This window comes from Nitratireductor lacus (genome assembly GCF_056431025.1).
The window spans coordinates 21583-36452 of record NZ_JBWKMB010000014.1 but is presented as its reverse complement, the minus strand read 5'-3'; the positions used below and the strand labels follow the sequence as shown (position 1 = coordinate 36452).

The following is a 14870-nucleotide window of genomic DNA, read 5'->3' as shown; positions in this document are numbered from 1 at the left end:
TGAAGGTACCGGCACCCGGTTGGCTCTCAGGAGCGAAGGAAGCGGGCCAAGGCCCGCTTTTTTGTTTTCTGCGGCAAGCCGCCCGGTGTCGAGACTACAGGCCGAGCAGGGCCTTGGCTTCCTCAAGACTCGACATGGACGCGTCGTGATCGCCAGCCTTGTGCTGCTCCTCGCCCAGGGCGCGCAGCTCCTGGACCCGGGCCCTGTCGCTGTCCGAGAGCGATGCTGTCGGCATTGCCTGGTCGATTTCACCCATCAGGACCGGGCATGAATGTGCATAGGCCGCTGTCGGCGATAGGCCGATCAGCGCGACAAGAAGTGCATAGCGTTTCATGATCTCCTCCACATTGCCATATGTTCCACGCTCCAGTCGTGGCATATGTCGGGAAGCCGCGATTATACACCGTTTTGTTCCCCGGCACCAACGGGCGGTTATGTGCGCTGTTACGGTTGATCGGCAGGACCGATCTTTGGCGGGGAATAAAAAAGCCCCGCAAGCCGGGTTGCGGGGCAGGTGGCTGCACGTTTCTCCGGTGCTTTATTGTACGAGCACCGGGCGTTCGCAGCTCACGCCGGTTACCCTCACATCGGCTTCGCCGATCTTCACCCCGGCCAGTGCAAGTACATTGTAGAGGAGTTCGTCGATCGGTTCCGACAGGCTCGAGAGAAGCGTCTTGACGGTGCCTTTAACAAGCGTGTTGTTGAGGAGCGTTCCGCCCAGAAGCGATCCACCCAGAACCTTGACGTCGAGCTGCAGATTATCGAGCAGCGAACTGGTCGTGGAACCCAGCACGTCGCGCGTCGACACGTTTTGAACGCGGGCGTTCTGGATGTCGGAGCTTGAGAAGCGCAGACGGGAAGGCTGCATGTTCTGCGTTTCCACATGCGCCATACCTTCCACCGATACGCTCAAAAGGCCGCCGACATCGATCATCTTGGCGGGCGTGACCCGTGCCTGATCCGAGAAGGTGGACAGAACACGGTCATCGACCTCGCCAAGCGCAATCTCAAGCAGGCCCGGCATCGCATCCACGACGACGCTGCCTCTGTTCGGGTGGGCGGGGCTGCACTGGATATCGGCAAGCCGTGCCTCCGCATGCGCCACTTCCACATAGAGCGGCACCCGCAGTTTCGTTTTCAGAACCACAAGGTCTATGCCGACTTCGAAGGAGACCTTGAGGCGCGTCTGCGCCGTGCGCACGGCGGTGCCGATGGGGCCAAGCGCATGACTGGGGGTGCCCACAGGCGGTTCACCGATGGCGAGCTTGACCGAGAGACTGGTGAGGGGAGGAAGGTTGAGGCCTGTATCGACCGCGATCTGGTTTTCGCCATTGGCAAGCGCGGCGCTCGCGGTAATCATTTCCAGCGCCGAAATCTTCATGTCCCAGGGGGCATCGGTAGCGATGGTCAACGGCCCTTTCGGATCGAGATTCAGGATCCGTTCCAGCCTGATCTTGCTGCTGTTCTTCGAGGTTGCCGTCTCGAGCGTCTTGAGAACGCTCTGCACCGTTGGCGGGACGCCGCTCGTCAGACGCATTGTAGACAGCAATTGCGGCAGGGTGAGTTCTGTTTCCAGGATCTCGCTATAGGTCAGGGCGTTCAGGTCCAGGCGTGTCGCAAGGGTCTGCATGAAGGAGAGGATGTTGATGTCGGTGTCGAGCAACCCCTCATAATCCATCACCTTCAGCGAAATCGTCGTGCCCAGAAGGCCGCCCAGGAGGCCGTTCAGTATGCCTCCATTGAGGCTTGCGAGACGGGAGCCTACGGAAAAGCCGGCGAGCTTCTCTGCCGAAGCCGTGCCGACCGCGGAGAGTTGCGGCGGATCGGTGAACATTGCGCCAAAGTAAAGATCGCCAAGTTTTCTGATTGTCACCTTCGCCGCATCCGGCGACGTTTCCATCTCGACGAAGCGCAGATTGCTGGCGATCGATGGATCGGGGTAATAGCGCCCGCGCACGAGCCGCGCTATGCCGCGCTTTTCCTGATCGATATACTCTTCGGCGGACAGGTAGCGCTCATCAAGCAGGAGCCCGCGGTCGGTTTCAACGGCGATGTCCTGATTATTCAGGGCAAAGAACCTGGCAACGGCCTCCTCGGCTTTGGTGATGTCCGCGGCCGCGACAATCGAGGCGAGGTCCGCCGTCTTCTGCAGCTTTCGGTCCTGCAGTGTGAGATTGCCGTAGTCCACGCCGAGTGCCACACAGCCGATCATGATCGGCAGGAAAAGCGCAAACAGTGTCGCCACATTTGCCCGCCGATCTCGGGCGAACCTGCATAAGGCGCTCTTTTTTTCAAAGGACATGTCAGAGTCCCCCGAGCCTGATTGTCGAGAAGCCGACGATCTCCTTGTCGGGCATGGCGTAGGAATAGAGCGACCAGATAGGCAGATCTGCGGCATCATACCTGACGGTGACAGTAAACTGACTGGGGTTTGTCGCGTCGTCGGCGACCTGAATGTTGAATTTCCGGACGTCGATAAATGGATGCTTGATCATCGACCGCTCGATGAAGTCGCGCGCCAGCTTCTGCCTTTCTGGCTGTGAAAGCCCTGCAACTGCGGCTCGGGCAGCGTCTGCGCTGACCTGCTGTACGGAATGAGACGCGCTCAGATAGATTCCGTAAGCAATCATGGAAAAGACAGTGAGGAAAAACACCGGTGCTATGATTGCAAACTCAAGCGCGGCGGTGCCATCTGATCGATGGAAAAATTTTATGAAAAGTCTTCTGTTCATTTCCAATACTCCCAAGCCCGGGAATAGGATTCAGGAGCAGAAATAAACAAAGCTTAAACAGAGAAAGTGGATTCAAATACTGATGATTGTTGGAATTTGGTTGCAGAAAAATTTCATGCAACCTTTGATTTATATGATATTTATATTGTTGAACAACTCAAGGTTACACAAGTCAGGATTGTGGTTTTCTGGTTTTCCCGGGAGTGCAGGGTTTCATTGCAGTGGGGCGACTCGATCTGGATCGGTTATTTCGCCTTTAAATTGAGGAAATAGAAATTTGGCGAATTAGGAACAGTTGTCGATCCAGTGATACAATATGTGCTTCCTGAAAATCAGCGATCGAAAAAAAACTCAAAAAATTTCGTAACTCCATAGTAAAAAAGCCGGAAGTTGCAAAAATTTTTATTGTAACCTGAAATTTGGATGCGTTCCCGGTGTCAGTCCCGATGCCTGGAAGCCACGGCTTTTAGGCGGTCCGCGAGATCTCCGCGCGGCATGATGTCGATGGTATCCATATCCAGCCATTGCGACAGACGCTGAAGTTCCGCGTAGAGGGCTTCTGCCGTGTGTGCCGGTGCGTGCCGTTCCGCATGGCTCGACTGGACAAGGAGAACCCGTCCGGCGCGATCCGCTTTGAGATCGACGCGGGCGACAATGCGATCCCCCAGGAGAAAGGGCAGGACATAGTAGCCATGCACACGTTTGTGGGCAGGCGTGTAAATCTCGATCCGGTAGCGAAATCCGAAAATGCGCTCGGCCCTGTCGCGCTCCCACACGACCGGGTCGAAAGGGGCGAGGAGGGCGGGTCTGTCGATACGGCGCGGGAGCTGTGCGTCCCTGTGGAGATATGCGGGGTGACGCCAGCCCTTGATCTCCACCGGCTGCAGCGCACCCTCTTCCACGAGCTCGGCGACGCGCGCCTGGGAGGTGGCGGGCTTCAGTCGAAAATAATCCCTGATGTCCGGTTCGCTGGCAACACCGAGCGCGCGCGCCGCGATGTCGACGAGGGCGCGTTGCGCGTCGTCTTCACGCGGTGTGGGCGTCTCGAGGACGTCTCGCGGCAGAACACGTTCGGGAAGATCATAGAGGCGCTCGAAACTGGGGCGGCGCGAATGCGTGGTGATGCGCCCGCACCAGAAAAGCCATTCAAGCGCCTTCTTGGTCTCGCTCCAGCCCCACCAGCCGCCGCTTCCCGTCTCTCCCTCGAAGTCGGATGCGGCCACGGGGCCGCCGGTCTCCACCTGCCTGTAAACACGGTCCACGAGTTCGCGCCTCTCGCGGGCAAAACGAACGAGCCCCTTGTAGACACCTTCACCACGCGCCGCGCGCTCCATTCGCCAGCGCATGAGGGGCTGGGTCTCGACCGGCAGGAGCGAGGCCTCGTGCGCCCAGTATTCAAAAAGCATGCGCGGCTTTTTCGACTGCGCGCGGCCAAGAAGATCGACCGGATAAGGGCCCAGCCGCGCATAGAGCGGCATGAGATGCGCGCGCGCCAGAACGTTGACCGAGTCGATCTGCAGGAGCCCGGTGCGGCCCAGCATGCGCTTTATATGTTGCCGGGTAACGGTTCCCCTGGGTGGAATGGTGGAAAACCCCTGGGCACCGAGGGCAATTCGCCGCACCTCGCCCGATGTGAGTCGCTCTCTTTGCATCCGCGGCGCCCCGTCCTGCTTTTTGTCCTGTACAAGACCTAGACAGTGGATGGATCAGGCGCCACCCGATTGTTCCAAAAGAGCGGAGTCTCCTGACAGGAAACGCATAACGCTTTACACACGGCTTTTATGCGTTAAGTCCGCTGTTGCAGCACGTCGGGAGGGCGTAGTGTGTGAACAATGGCGGATATGCGTGCGACAATGCCGCAATCTGGCCAAGGTTTGACTTGCGTCGCCAAGCGCCCTGCGCTAACCCTCGCCGCGTTGCAACATGAGCCTAGCCTTGCTGCCTTGGCCGTAGGCGCAAAAACCCGGTCACGGGCCTTGATACGCAGCCTCGCCCGCGGCGGGCAACGGAAAGTCGGACCATGAATGAGCTTCTGAGTTCATACCTACCTATCGTTATTTTCATCGGCGTTGCGCTTGTCGTCGCTCTTGCGCTGGTGGTTGCGCCATTCCTGGTGGCCTATCGCAATCCGGATCCTGAGAAGCTGTCGGCCTATGAATGCGGTTTCAACGCGTTTGATGATGCCCGCATGAAGTTTGACGTGCGTTTCTATCTGGTGGCGATTCTCTTCATCATCTTTGATCTGGAAGTGGCCTTCCTCTTCCCGTGGGCGGTGGCGTTCGGAGATATCGGCTGGCTCGGCTTCTGGTCGATGATGGTGTTCCTCGGAATTCTCACCATCGGCTTCATTTACGAATGGAAGAAGGGAGCGCTGGAATGGGACTGAACAACGACACGCTCGTAGCGCCCCGGCCCAAGGGATTGATCGATCCGAACACCGGCAACCCGGTCGGTTCGGATGATCCTTTCTACACAGGCATCAACAACGAACTCTCCGACAAGGGCTTTCTCGTCACCTCGTCCGAGGCTCTCATCACTTGGGCGCGCACCGGATCGCTCATGTGGATGACCTTCGGCCTGGCGTGCTGCGCCGTGGAGATGATGCACATCTCCATGCCGCGCTATGATGCCGAGCGTTTCGGCATCGCCCCGCGCGCATCGCCGCGCCAGTCGGACGTGATGATCGTCGCGGGAACGCTGACCAACAAGATGGCGCCGGCGCTGCGCAAGGTCTATGACCAGATGCCCGAGCCGCGTTACGTCATCTCCATGGGCTCCTGCGCCAATGGCGGCGGCTATTATCACTATTCCTATTCGGTGGTGCGCGGCTGCGATCGCGTCGTGCCTGTCGACATTTATGTGCCCGGCTGCCCGCCAACGGCGGAAGCGCTGCTTTACGGCATTCTTCTTCTGCAGAAGAAGATCCGTCGCACCGGCACGATCGAACGTTAGAGGCGGATATGAGCGAAGCGCTGAAGGACCTGGCGGCCTACGTCACGGAAAAACTCGACGCGCAGATTCAGGATGCGGTCGTTGCCTATGGCGAACTGACCTTCCTGGTCGAGCCGGGCGACATCGTTGATGTGCTCAATTTTCTGAAGAACGACGTCCAGTGTCAGTTCTTCGCATTCGTCGACATTTCGGGAGCGGACTACCCCTCGCGCCAGAAGCGTTTCGAGGTGGTCTACCATCTCCTATCGCCGCGCCAGAACCAGCGTGTCCGCGTGAAGCTGTCGACGGATGAGGACACGCCTGTGCCTTCGGCGATCGAAGTGTTTCCGGCCGCCAACTGGTTCGAGCGCGAAATCTACGACATGTACGGTGTTCTTTTCACCGGGCATCCGGACCTGCGGCGCATCCTCACCGACTATGGTTTCGAGGGCCACCCGCTGCGCAAGGACTTCCCGCTGACCGGCTTTGTCGAGGTGCGGTACGACGACAATCTGAAGCGTGTTGTCTACGAACCCGTCGAGCTGCGACAGGAATTCCGCAATTTCGATTTCCTTTCGCCATGGGAAGGCACGGACTATGTGTTGCCGGGCGATGAAAAGGCGAAAGAGTGAAGGAAGCGAATAGGGAGTAGCGAATAGCGAATAGAGAGGCTCGGTTGACGATCAACTCGTACAGGGACCTTCTGATATGGAAAGCAGCGATGGATCTGGCTACGGATTGCTATCGTGCAACCAGCGACTTTCCAAACACAGAGATTTACGGTCTTACGAGTCAGATACGCCGCGCGGCCGGTTCAGTACCGGCGAACATTGCTGAAGGGCATGGGCGCGAACTTACCGGAGCCTTTATTCAGTTTCTGCGCGTTGCGCAGGGTTCGCTGAAGGAATTAGAGACGCATCTGATGTTGGCGTCGCGTTTGAATTTGTTGGAAGAAGGCAGGCTGCAGGAACTGCTCCAGGCGGCTGAAGAGATTGGAAAGATGATCAGATCAATGATCCGGCGACTACAGGAAAAATCGGCATGACGGGATCGCTTTCTATTCGCTATTCGCTATTCGCTATTCGCTCTGGCCACGAAGGGGCCATGCGTCATGACTGAACACTCCGTCCGCAACTTCAACATCAACTTCGGCCCGCAGCATCCGGCGGCGCACGGCGTTCTGCGCCTCGTTCTGGAGCTCGATGGCGAGGTGGTCGAGCGGGTCGATCCTCACATCGGCCTGTTGCATCGCGGCACCGAAAAGCTGATCGAGCACAAGACCTATCTGCAGGCCGTGCCTTATTTCGACCGGCTCGACTATGTGGCGCCGATGAACCAGGAACACGCGTTCGCGCTGGCCGTGGAACGGTTGATCGGCATTGACGTTCCGATCCGGGGCCAGCTCATCCGCGTGCTCTTTTCCGAGATCGGCCGCATTCTGAACCATCTTCTGAACATCACCACGCAGGCGCTGGACGTGGGCGCGCTCACCCCGCCGCTGTGGGGCTTTGAAGAGCGCGAAAAGCTGATGGTGTTTTACGAGCGGGCCTGCGGCGCGCGCATGCACGCGGCCTATTTCCGTCCCGGCGGCGTTCATCAGGACATTCCCGACCAGCTCGTCGAGGACATCGGCAAGTGGATTGAGCCGTTCCACAAGACGGTGGACGATCTCGACAGTCTTCTGACGGGCAACCGCATCTTCAAACAACGCAATGTCGATATCGGCGTTGTGACGCTGGAAGACGCGTGGGCCTGGGGCTTTTCCGGCGTCATGGTGCGCGGTTCGGGTGCAGCATGGGATCTGCGCAAGAGCCAGCCCTATGAGTGCTATCCGGAGATGGAATTCGACATTCCGGTCGGCAAGAACGGCGACTGCTATGACCGTTATCTCATCCGCATGGAAGAGATGCGCCAGTCGGCGAAGATCATGCGCCAGTGCGTCGACCGTCTTCTCGGCACGGAGCGTGTGGGGCCGGTCTCCAATACTGACGGCAAGATCGTCCCGCCCAAGCGTGGCGAGATGAAGCGGTCGATGGAAGCGCTGATCCATCACTTCAAGCTCTACACGGAAGGCTACCACGTCCCCGAAGGCGAGGTTTATGCCTGCGTGGAAGCGCCCAAGGGCGAGTTCGGCGTCTATCTGGTCTCCGACGGCTCCAACAAGCCCTATCGCTGCAAGCTGCGCGCACCGGGCTTTGCTCATCTCCAGGCCATGGATTTCCTGTGCCGCGGTCATCTTCTGGCCGACGTCGCCGCCGTTCTTGGCTCCCTCGACATCGTGTTTGGTGAGGTAGACAGATAAATGTCAGTCCGCCGTCTCGCAGACGAAGCCGTCCAGCCCGAGAGCTTCGCTTTTTCCCGTGCCATGAACGGGGAGGTGAAGCGCTGGCTGGGCAAATATCCGAAAGACCGCAAGCAGTCGGCGGTGATCCCGCTGCTCATGCTGGCGCAGGAGCAGGAAGGCTGGGTCACGCGCGCAGCCATCGAGCATGTGGCCGAAATGCTGGACATGCCGCTGATCCGCGTTCTGGAAGTGGCGACCTTCTACACCCAGTTCCAGCTCGCGCCCGTCGGCACCCGCGCCCACATTCAGGTCTGCGGCACCACGCCCTGCATGCTGCGCGGTTCCGGCGAACTGATCGAGCTTTGCAAGAAGAAGATCAATCCCGAACCCTTCCACCCAAATGCCGACGGCACGCTGTCGTGGGAAGAGGTGGAGTGTCAGGGTGCCTGTGTGAACGCGCCGATGGTCATGATCTTCAAGGACACCTACGAAGATCTGACGCCGGAGCGTCTGGAAGAAATCATCGATGCATTCGAGGCTGGCAAGGGCGACACGATCAAGCCCGGTCCGCAGATCGACCGCATCTATTCGGCACCGGCGAGCGGCCTGACGGCGCTGACCGACGAGAAGGCCGTTACGGGCAAGGCGAAGGCCGGCAGCAGGGCGAAAGCCGCAGGCACCGAGGTGCCGCCGTCGCGCGCCGCAAAGCCCGACACGTCCGCAACCGAAACCGACCCGGCCATCAAGTCGCCGTCTCCGGTCAAGGCGGACAATGGCAAGACATCGGCAGCCGCTGCTGTTTCCGCCAAAGCCGCGCCGAAGAAAAAGCCTGCTGCAGCGAAGAAGGCGGAGAAGCCGTCTCTGGAAGACAAAAACCGTCCGGCCGGCATCGAGCGTCCGGCAGACCCCGACGACCTCAAGATGATTTCCGGCGTCGGCCCGAAGATCGAGGGCATTCTGCACGATCTCGGCATATTCACCTTCGAGCAGGTTTCGAAGTGGAAGAAGGCCGAGCGCGAATGGGTCGATGGTTATCTGAGCTTTCATGGCCGCATCGAGCGCGAGGACTGGGTCAAACAGGCCAAGGCGCTCGCCAAAGGCGGCGAAGCCGAATACATCAAAGTTTTCGGCAAGAAGCCGAGGTGAGGGACTGAGTCATGCTCCAGGATAAAGACCGCATCTTCACCAATATCTACGGCCAGTTCGACCGTTCCCTGAAGGGCGCGCAGTCGCGCGGTCTGTGGGACAACACGAAGGGCCTGATCGACAAGGGCCGCGACTGGATCATCAACGAGATGAAGGCGTCGGGCCTGCGCGGGCGCGGCGGCGCCGGCTTCCCGACCGGTCTCAAATGGTCGTTCATGCCGAAAGAGCCGGGCGACCGCCCGCATTATCTCGTCGTCAATGCCGACGAATCGGAGCCCGGCACCTGCAAAGACCGCGATATCATGCGCCACGACCCGCACACGCTGGTCGAGGGATGCCTGATCGCCGGCTTCGCCATGGGCGCGCACACCGCCTATATCTACGTGCGCGGCGAGTTCATCCGCGAGCGCGAGGCGCTCGAGCGTGCGATTGCCGAGTGTTACGAGGCGGGCCTTCTCGGCAAAAACAACAAATGCGGCTGGGACATGGACGTTTTCGTCCATCACGGCGCCGGCGCTTATATCTGCGGTGAGGAAACGGCACTTCTCGAAAGCCTTGAAGGCAAGAAGGGCCAGCCTCGCCTGAAGCCGCCATTCCCCGCGAATGTCGGCCTCTATGGTTGCCCGACCACCGTGAACAACGTCGAATCCATCGCCGTTGCGCCAACCATTCTTCGCCGGGGCGCATCATGGTTCTCCTCCTTCGGGCGCGAGAACAACAAGGGCACGAAGCTTTTTTGCATCTCCGGCCACGTGGAAAACCCGTGCACGGTGGAAGAGGAGATGTCGATCCCGTTCCGCGAGCTGATCGAGCGCCATTGCGGCGGCGTCCGTGGCGGCTGGGACAATCTTCTGGCGGTCATTCCGGGCGGCTCTTCGGTGCCGCTGGTGCCGGCCAGTGAGATCATCGACACGCCGATGGACTTCGACAGCCTGCGCGAACTGAAGTCCGGTCTCGGCACCGCCGCGGTGATTGTCATGGACAAGTCGACCGACATCGTGAAGGCGATTGCGCGGCTTTCCTATTTCTACAAGCACGAGAGCTGCGGCCAGTGCACGCCGTGCCGCGAGGGCACGGGCTGGATGTGGCGCGTGATGGAGCGCCTGGTGATCGGCCAGGCCCAGAAACACGAAATCGACATGTTGCTCGATGTGACCAAGCAGGTGGAAGGCCACACGATCTGCGCCCTTGGCGATGCGGCCGCGTGGCCGATCCAGGGCCTCGTGCGCCATTTCCGCCCGGAGATCGAGCGGCGCATCGACGAGTTCACCCGCAATGCGCATCAGGCCCGGCCGGCGCTGGTGGCGGCGGAATAAAAGTGAAGGTTTGCTCCGTAAGGGGCGAGAGGTAAGCGGACAGCGACCATGGCAAAATTGAAAGTCGACGGCACGGAGATCGAGGTTCCCGATCACTACACGCTGCTGCAGGCCGCCGAGGAGGCGGGCGCGGAGGTGCCGCGCTTCTGTTTCCATGAGCGTCTGTCGATCGCCGGCAATTGCCGCATGTGCCTTGTGGAAGTGAAGGGAGGGCCGCCCAAGCCGGCCGCATCCTGCGCTATGGGCGTGCGCGATCTGCGCCCCGGACCCAATGGCGAGGCGCCGGAAATCTTCACCAACACGCCGATGGTCAAGAAGGCTCGCGAAGGCGTGATGGAGTTCCTGCTCATCAACCATCCGCTCGACTGCCCGATCTGCGATCAGGGCGGCGAATGCGACCTGCAGGATCAGGCGATGGCGTTCGGCGTGGATTCGTCCCGCTACAAGGAAAACAAGCGCGCCGTCGAAGACAAATATATCGGACCGCTCGTCAAGACGATCATGACGCGCTGCATTCACTGCACGCGCTGCGTCCGCTTCACCACCGAGGTGGCCGGCATTTCGGAGCTTGGCCTGATCGGCCGCGGCGAGGATGCCGAGATCACCACCTATCTTGAGGAGGCGATGACGTCCGAACTTCAGGGCAATGTCATCGACCTGTGCCCGGTCGGCGCGTTGACGTCGCGCCCCTATGCGTTCCAGGCGCGACCGTGGGAGCTCAGCAAGACCCAGTCCATCGACGTGATGGATGCGGTCGGCTCGGCCATCCGCGTCGACACGCGCGGCCGCGAAGTCATGCGCATCATGCCGCGCATCAACGAGGCGGTGAACGAGGAGTGGATTTCCGACAAGACCCGCTTCATCTGGGATGGCCTGCGCACGCAGCGCCTTGACCGCCCCTATGTACGCAGGGACAACCGCCTGCAGCCGGCCTCGTGGGGCGAGGCGTTCGACGCTATCGCAAAGGCCGTATCGAAGGCTCAGCCGGAGAAGATCGGCGCAATCGCCGGCGATCTTGCAGCGGTCGAGGAAATGTACGCACTCAAAGCGCTGATGCAGTCGCTCGGCTCCCCGAATTATGACTGCCGCCAGGATGGCGCAGCGCTTGATCCGGCGCTTGGGCGTGCGGGCTATCTCTTCAACCCGACCATCGAGGGCATCGAGGAGGCCGACGCGCTTCTGATCGTCGGCGCCAATCCGCGCTTCGAGGCGTCGGTTCTCAACGCCCGCATCCGCAAGCGCTGGCGCATGGGCGATTTCCCCATCGGCGTCATCGGCGAGATGGGTGATCTGCGTTACGAATACGACATGCTCGGCGCCGGGGCCGAAACGCTCAAGGAACTGGCCGAAGGCAAGGGCAAATTCGCTTCGGTCCTGAAGAAGGCCAAGCGCCCGATGATCATCGTGGGGCAGGGGGCTCTGGCTCGCACCGACGGTGCGGCGATCCTCGGTCTTGCGGCAAAGCTGGCCGGTTCAGTCAAGGCGGTGTCTGCCGAATGGAACGGTTTTGCCGTGCTGCATACGGCGGCCTCCCGCGTCGGCGGTCTCGATCTCGGCTTCGTGCCCGGTAAAGAGGGCAAGGACGTGAAGGGTATGATGGGCGCGATGGACGTGCTCTTCCTGCTCGGCGCCGACGAGATCGACATGAATGCGATCGGCGAGGCCTTCACCGTCTATATCGGCACCCATGGCGATGCCGGTGCACACCGCGCCGATGTCATCCTGCCGGCAGCCACCTATACGGAAAAGTCCGGCACCTATGTGAACACCGAGGGCCGGGTTCAGACGACCAACCGCGCCGGTTTCGCGCCGGGTGAGGCGAAGGAAGACTGGGCCATTCTTCGGGCGCTGTCCGATGTGCTTGGCCACAAGCTGCCCTTCGATTCGCTTGGCGCCCTTCGCGCAGCACTTTATGCCGAGTTCCCGCATTTCGCGGCCATCGACGCCGTTGCGCCTGCCGATCAGGGCGATGTCGAAAAGCTTGCGAAGCTTGGCGGGCGGCTTACCAAGGCTCCCTTCACCTCGCCGGTGAAGGATTTCTATCTCACCAACCCGATCGCCCGTGCCTCGGCCGTTATGGCCGAATGTTCGGCACTGGCGCGCGGCGAAGTAAAACAGGCGGCCGAGTAGAGACGAATGGATACTTTCTTTTCAACCTACGTCCTTCCGGGGCTTCTGATCCTTCTGCAGTCGGTGGCGATGATCGTCATCCTGTTGATCTTCGTCGCCTATATCCTTTACGCCGACCGCAAGATCTGGGCCGCCGTGCAGCGCCGCCGTGGTCCGAACGTGGTCGGCCCGTGGGGGCTGTTCCAGGCGTTTGCCGACCTTTTCAAGTTCGTCTTCAAGGAGCCGGTGATCCCATCGGGCGCCAACAAGGGCGTCTTCCTGCTGGCGCCGGTCGTTGCCTCGGTTCTGGCGATTGCCGCATGGGCGGTGATCCCGGTCAATGAAGGCTGGGCCATTGCCAATGTGAACATCGGCATTCTCTACGTTTTCGCCATCGCTTCGCTGGAAGTCTATGGCGTGATCATGGGCGGCTGGGCCTCCAACTCGAAATATCCATTCCTCGGCGCGCTGCGCTCGGCGGCACAGATGGTCTCTTATGAAGTCTCCATCGGCTTCGTGATCGTCACCGTACTGCTCACGGTCGGCTCGCTCAACCTGACAGACATCGTACTCGCGCAGGGCGACGGTCTCGGCACCATGCTCGGCCTGCCCAACACGTTCCTCGACTGGAACTGGCTGGCGCTGTTCCCGATGTTCATCGTGTTCTTCATCTCGGCGCTCGCCGAGACGAACCGTCCGCCCTTCGATCTGGTGGAGGCCGAATCCGAGCTCGTGGCCGGTCACATGATCGAGTATTCCTCGACGCCGTTCCTGCTTTTCTTCCTCGGCGAGTATGTGGCCATCGTCCTGATGTGCGCGCTCACCACCATCCTGTTCCTGGGTGGCTGGCTGCCGCCGCTCGACTTCGCGCCCTTCACCTGGGTGCCGGGCGTCATCTGGTTCGTGTTGAAGATGTGTATGGTCTTCTTCATGTTCTCGCTGGTGAAGGCATTCGTGCCGCGCTACCGCTACGACCAGCTCATGCGCCTTGGCTGGAAAGTGTTCCTGCCCCTGTCGCTGTTCATGGTTGTCGCCACCGCGGCGTTCCTGAAATTCACGGGGATGGCATGACGATGAATGTTTTCATCCCTGAAACACGCTTCGGAGAAAATCGATGAGTGCGCTTGCACAGGCAGCCAAATCGCTGCTTCTCAAAGAGTTCGTCGGGGCTGTCATCCTGTCCATGCGGCAGTTCTTCGCGCCGAAATACACGCTGAACTATCCGCATGAAAAAGGCCCGGTCAGCCCGCGCTTTCGTGGCGAGCACGCATTGCGCCGCTATCCCAATGGCGAAGAGCGCTGCATCGCGTGCAAGCTGTGCGAGGCGATCTGCCCGGCGCAGGCGATCACCATCGAGGCAGGTCCTCGCCGCAATGACGGCACCCGCCGCACGGTGCGCTACGACATTGATATGGTGAAGTGCATCTATTGCGGCTTCTGCCAGGAGGCCTGCCCGGTCGACGCAATCGTCGAGGGGCCGAACTTCGAGTTCGCGACGGAAACGCGCGAGGAACTTTATTACGACAAGGACAAGCTGCTCGCCAATGGCGACCGGTGGGAGCGGGAGCTGGCGCGCAACATCGCGCTGGATGCGCCATACCGGTGACGGTTTGACCCGTGGACGGGGGCGGGGCGCCCGTCTAAACGAAGCATCGTGAATGCCCGGCTTGCCGGGTTTCTTGAAAAGCCGGAGCGCTCTGCTTCGGCAGGCTAGGTACCGAGGGAACCATGCTGACAGGACTTGAGGCGATTTTCTTTTATCTGTTCGCCTTCCTAACCGTGGCGGCGGCCTTTATGGTCATTTCCGCGCGCAATCCCGTGCATTCGGTGCTCTATCTGATCGTCGCGTTCTTCAACTCGGCCGGTCTCTTCCTTCTGACGGGCGCTGAGTTTCTGGCCTTCATCATGCTGGTCGTCTATGTCGGCGCGGTTGCCGTGCTGTTCCTGTTCGTCGTCATGATGCTGGATGTGGACTTCGCGGAGCTGAAGAGCGGCGCGCTGCAGTATGCGCCGGTCGGCGCGCTGGTGGGCATCATCCTGGCCGCGGAGCTGATCATCGTTCTCGGCGGTTACGCATTCGCGCCCGAGCTTGCAGGCGAGGTTGCCCAGCCCACGCCGCCGATCGATGTGCGCCACAACACGGCAGCTCTCGGCGACATCCTCTACACGGATTACATCCATTTCTTTCAGATCGCCGGCATGGTGCTGCTGGTCGCCATGATCGGCGCCATCGTGCTGACGCTGCGCCACAAGGAAAACGTCAAGCGGCAGAACATCTCTGCCCAGGTCGCGCGCACGCCTGAAACGGCGATTGAAATCAAGAAAGTCGAAACGGGCGAGGGGCTCTGATCA

The 14870-nt window shown here is 60.2% G+C and carries 15 protein-coding genes; 11 read left to right on the top strand and 4 right to left on the bottom strand.

The window, feature by feature from the left end; genetic code table 11:
• Positions 1-94 precede the first annotated feature (94 nt).
• The 4 genes from AC07E3_RS13170 to AC07E3_RS13155 all read right to left on the bottom strand — a co-directional run bounded on the left by AC07E3_RS13170 (position 95) and on the right by AC07E3_RS13155 (position 4384).
• A complete protein-coding gene (locus AC07E3_RS13170; RefSeq protein ID WP_478362454.1) occupies positions 95-334 on the bottom strand; it encodes a hypothetical protein in 240 nt (79 codons plus the stop codon).
• A gap of 204 nt (positions 335-538) precedes the next feature.
• Positions 539-2245 (bottom strand): pilus assembly protein TadG-related protein, encoded by a 1707-nt coding sequence (locus AC07E3_RS13165; RefSeq protein ID WP_478362452.1) that lies wholly within the window; start codon positions 2243-2245, stop codon positions 539-541.
• Positions 2246-2303: 58 nt separating this feature from the next.
• Positions 2304-2732, bottom strand: coding sequence for a TadE/TadG family type IV pilus assembly protein (locus AC07E3_RS13160; RefSeq protein WP_478362450.1), 429 nt, complete (start codon positions 2730-2732; stop codon positions 2304-2306).
• A gap of 437 nt (positions 2733-3169) precedes the next feature.
• Positions 3170-4384, bottom strand: a complete 1215-nt coding sequence (locus AC07E3_RS13155) for a winged helix-turn-helix domain-containing protein (RefSeq protein WP_478362448.1) — start codon at positions 4382-4384, stop codon at positions 3170-3172.
• A 368-nt stretch (positions 4385-4752) separates the two neighbouring features.
• Here AC07E3_RS13155 and AC07E3_RS13150 point away from each other — a divergent pair, with 368 nt between their 5' ends.
• The 11 genes from AC07E3_RS13150 to AC07E3_RS13100 all read left to right on the top strand — a co-directional run bounded on the left by AC07E3_RS13150 (position 4753) and on the right by AC07E3_RS13100 (position 14867).
• Positions 4753-5118, top strand: coding sequence for an NADH-quinone oxidoreductase subunit A (locus tag AC07E3_RS13150; protein ID WP_007007904.1), 366 nt, complete (start codon positions 4753-4755; stop codon positions 5116-5118).
• Positions 5109-5684, top strand: coding sequence for a NuoB/complex I 20 kDa subunit family protein (locus AC07E3_RS13145; protein WP_007007903.1), 576 nt, complete (start codon positions 5109-5111; stop codon positions 5682-5684). The genes AC07E3_RS13150 and AC07E3_RS13145 overlap by 10 nt, the downstream gene beginning before the upstream one ends.
• 8 nt (positions 5685-5692) lie before the next feature.
• The gene (locus AC07E3_RS13140; RefSeq protein WP_065817673.1) at positions 5693-6295 is read left to right on the top strand and encodes an NADH-quinone oxidoreductase subunit C; all 603 of its coding nucleotides are present in this window, start codon (positions 5693-5695) and stop codon (positions 6293-6295) included.
• Between the two features lie 44 nt (positions 6296-6339).
• The gene (locus AC07E3_RS13135) at positions 6340-6708 is read left to right on the top strand and encodes a four helix bundle protein (RefSeq protein ID WP_336065288.1); all 369 of its coding nucleotides are present in this window, start codon (positions 6340-6342) and stop codon (positions 6706-6708) included.
• 66 nt (positions 6709-6774) lie between these two features.
• Positions 6775-7965, top strand: coding sequence for an NADH-quinone oxidoreductase subunit D (locus tag AC07E3_RS13130; protein WP_478362443.1), 1191 nt, complete (start codon positions 6775-6777; stop codon positions 7963-7965).
• Positions 7966-9093, top strand: a complete 1128-nt coding sequence (locus tag AC07E3_RS13125) for an NADH-quinone oxidoreductase subunit E (RefSeq protein ID WP_478362441.1) — start codon at positions 7966-7968, stop codon at positions 9091-9093.
• An 11-nt stretch (positions 9094-9104) separates the two neighbouring features.
• Positions 9105-10409, top strand: coding sequence for an NADH-quinone oxidoreductase subunit NuoF (gene nuoF / locus AC07E3_RS13120; RefSeq protein ID WP_478362439.1), 1305 nt, complete (start codon positions 9105-9107; stop codon positions 10407-10409).
• 48 nt (positions 10410-10457) lie between these two features.
• Positions 10458-12539: an NADH-quinone oxidoreductase subunit NuoG gene (gene nuoG / locus AC07E3_RS13115; RefSeq protein WP_478362437.1), complete on the top strand. Its 2082-nt coding sequence runs from the start codon at positions 10458-10460 to the stop codon at positions 12537-12539.
• A 6-nt stretch (positions 12540-12545) separates the two neighbouring features.
• Positions 12546-13589 (top strand): NADH-quinone oxidoreductase subunit NuoH, encoded by a 1044-nt coding sequence (gene nuoH / locus AC07E3_RS13110; protein WP_336065278.1) that lies wholly within the window; start codon positions 12546-12548, stop codon positions 13587-13589.
• Between the two features lie 43 nt (positions 13590-13632).
• Entirely contained in the window at positions 13633-14124 is a 492-nt protein-coding gene (gene nuoI, locus AC07E3_RS13105; RefSeq protein ID WP_065817666.1) for an NADH-quinone oxidoreductase subunit NuoI, read from the top strand.
• A gap of 122 nt (positions 14125-14246) precedes the next feature.
• On the top strand, positions 14247-14867 hold the full coding sequence (locus AC07E3_RS13100) for an NADH-quinone oxidoreductase subunit J (protein WP_478362433.1): 621 nt from the start codon (positions 14247-14249) through the stop codon (positions 14865-14867).
• Positions 14868-14870: the final 3 nt, after the last annotated feature.

Coding starts and splice junctions, on each gene's coding strand:
- AC07E3_RS13170 (WP_478362454.1), bottom strand. CDS start 334: ATGAAACGCTATGCACTTCTTGTCGCGCTGATCGGCCTATCGCCGACA.
- AC07E3_RS13160 (WP_478362450.1), bottom strand. CDS start 2,732: ATGAACAGAAGACTTTTCATAAAATTTTTCCATCGATCAGATGGCACC.
- AC07E3_RS13155 (WP_478362448.1), bottom strand. CDS start 4,384: ATGCAAAGAGAGCGACTCACATCGGGCGAGGTGCGGCGAATTGCCCTC.
- AC07E3_RS13150 (WP_007007904.1), top strand. CDS start 4,753: ATGAATGAGCTTCTGAGTTCATACCTACCTATCGTTATTTTCATCGGC.
- AC07E3_RS13145 (WP_007007903.1), top strand. CDS start 5,109: ATGGGACTGAACAACGACACGCTCGTAGCGCCCCGGCCCAAGGGATTG.
- AC07E3_RS13140 (WP_065817673.1), top strand. CDS start 5,693: ATGAGCGAAGCGCTGAAGGACCTGGCGGCCTACGTCACGGAAAAACTC.
- AC07E3_RS13130 (WP_478362443.1), top strand. CDS start 6,775: ATGACTGAACACTCCGTCCGCAACTTCAACATCAACTTCGGCCCGCAG.
- AC07E3_RS13125 (WP_478362441.1), top strand. CDS start 7,966: ATGTCAGTCCGCCGTCTCGCAGACGAAGCCGTCCAGCCCGAGAGCTTC.
- nuoF (WP_478362439.1), top strand. CDS start 9,105: ATGCTCCAGGATAAAGACCGCATCTTCACCAATATCTACGGCCAGTTC.
- nuoG (WP_478362437.1), top strand. CDS start 10,458: ATGGCAAAATTGAAAGTCGACGGCACGGAGATCGAGGTTCCCGATCAC.
- nuoH (WP_336065278.1), top strand. CDS start 12,546: ATGGATACTTTCTTTTCAACCTACGTCCTTCCGGGGCTTCTGATCCTT.
- nuoI (WP_065817666.1), top strand. CDS start 13,633: ATGAGTGCGCTTGCACAGGCAGCCAAATCGCTGCTTCTCAAAGAGTTC.
- AC07E3_RS13100 (WP_478362433.1), top strand. CDS start 14,247: ATGCTGACAGGACTTGAGGCGATTTTCTTTTATCTGTTCGCCTTCCTA.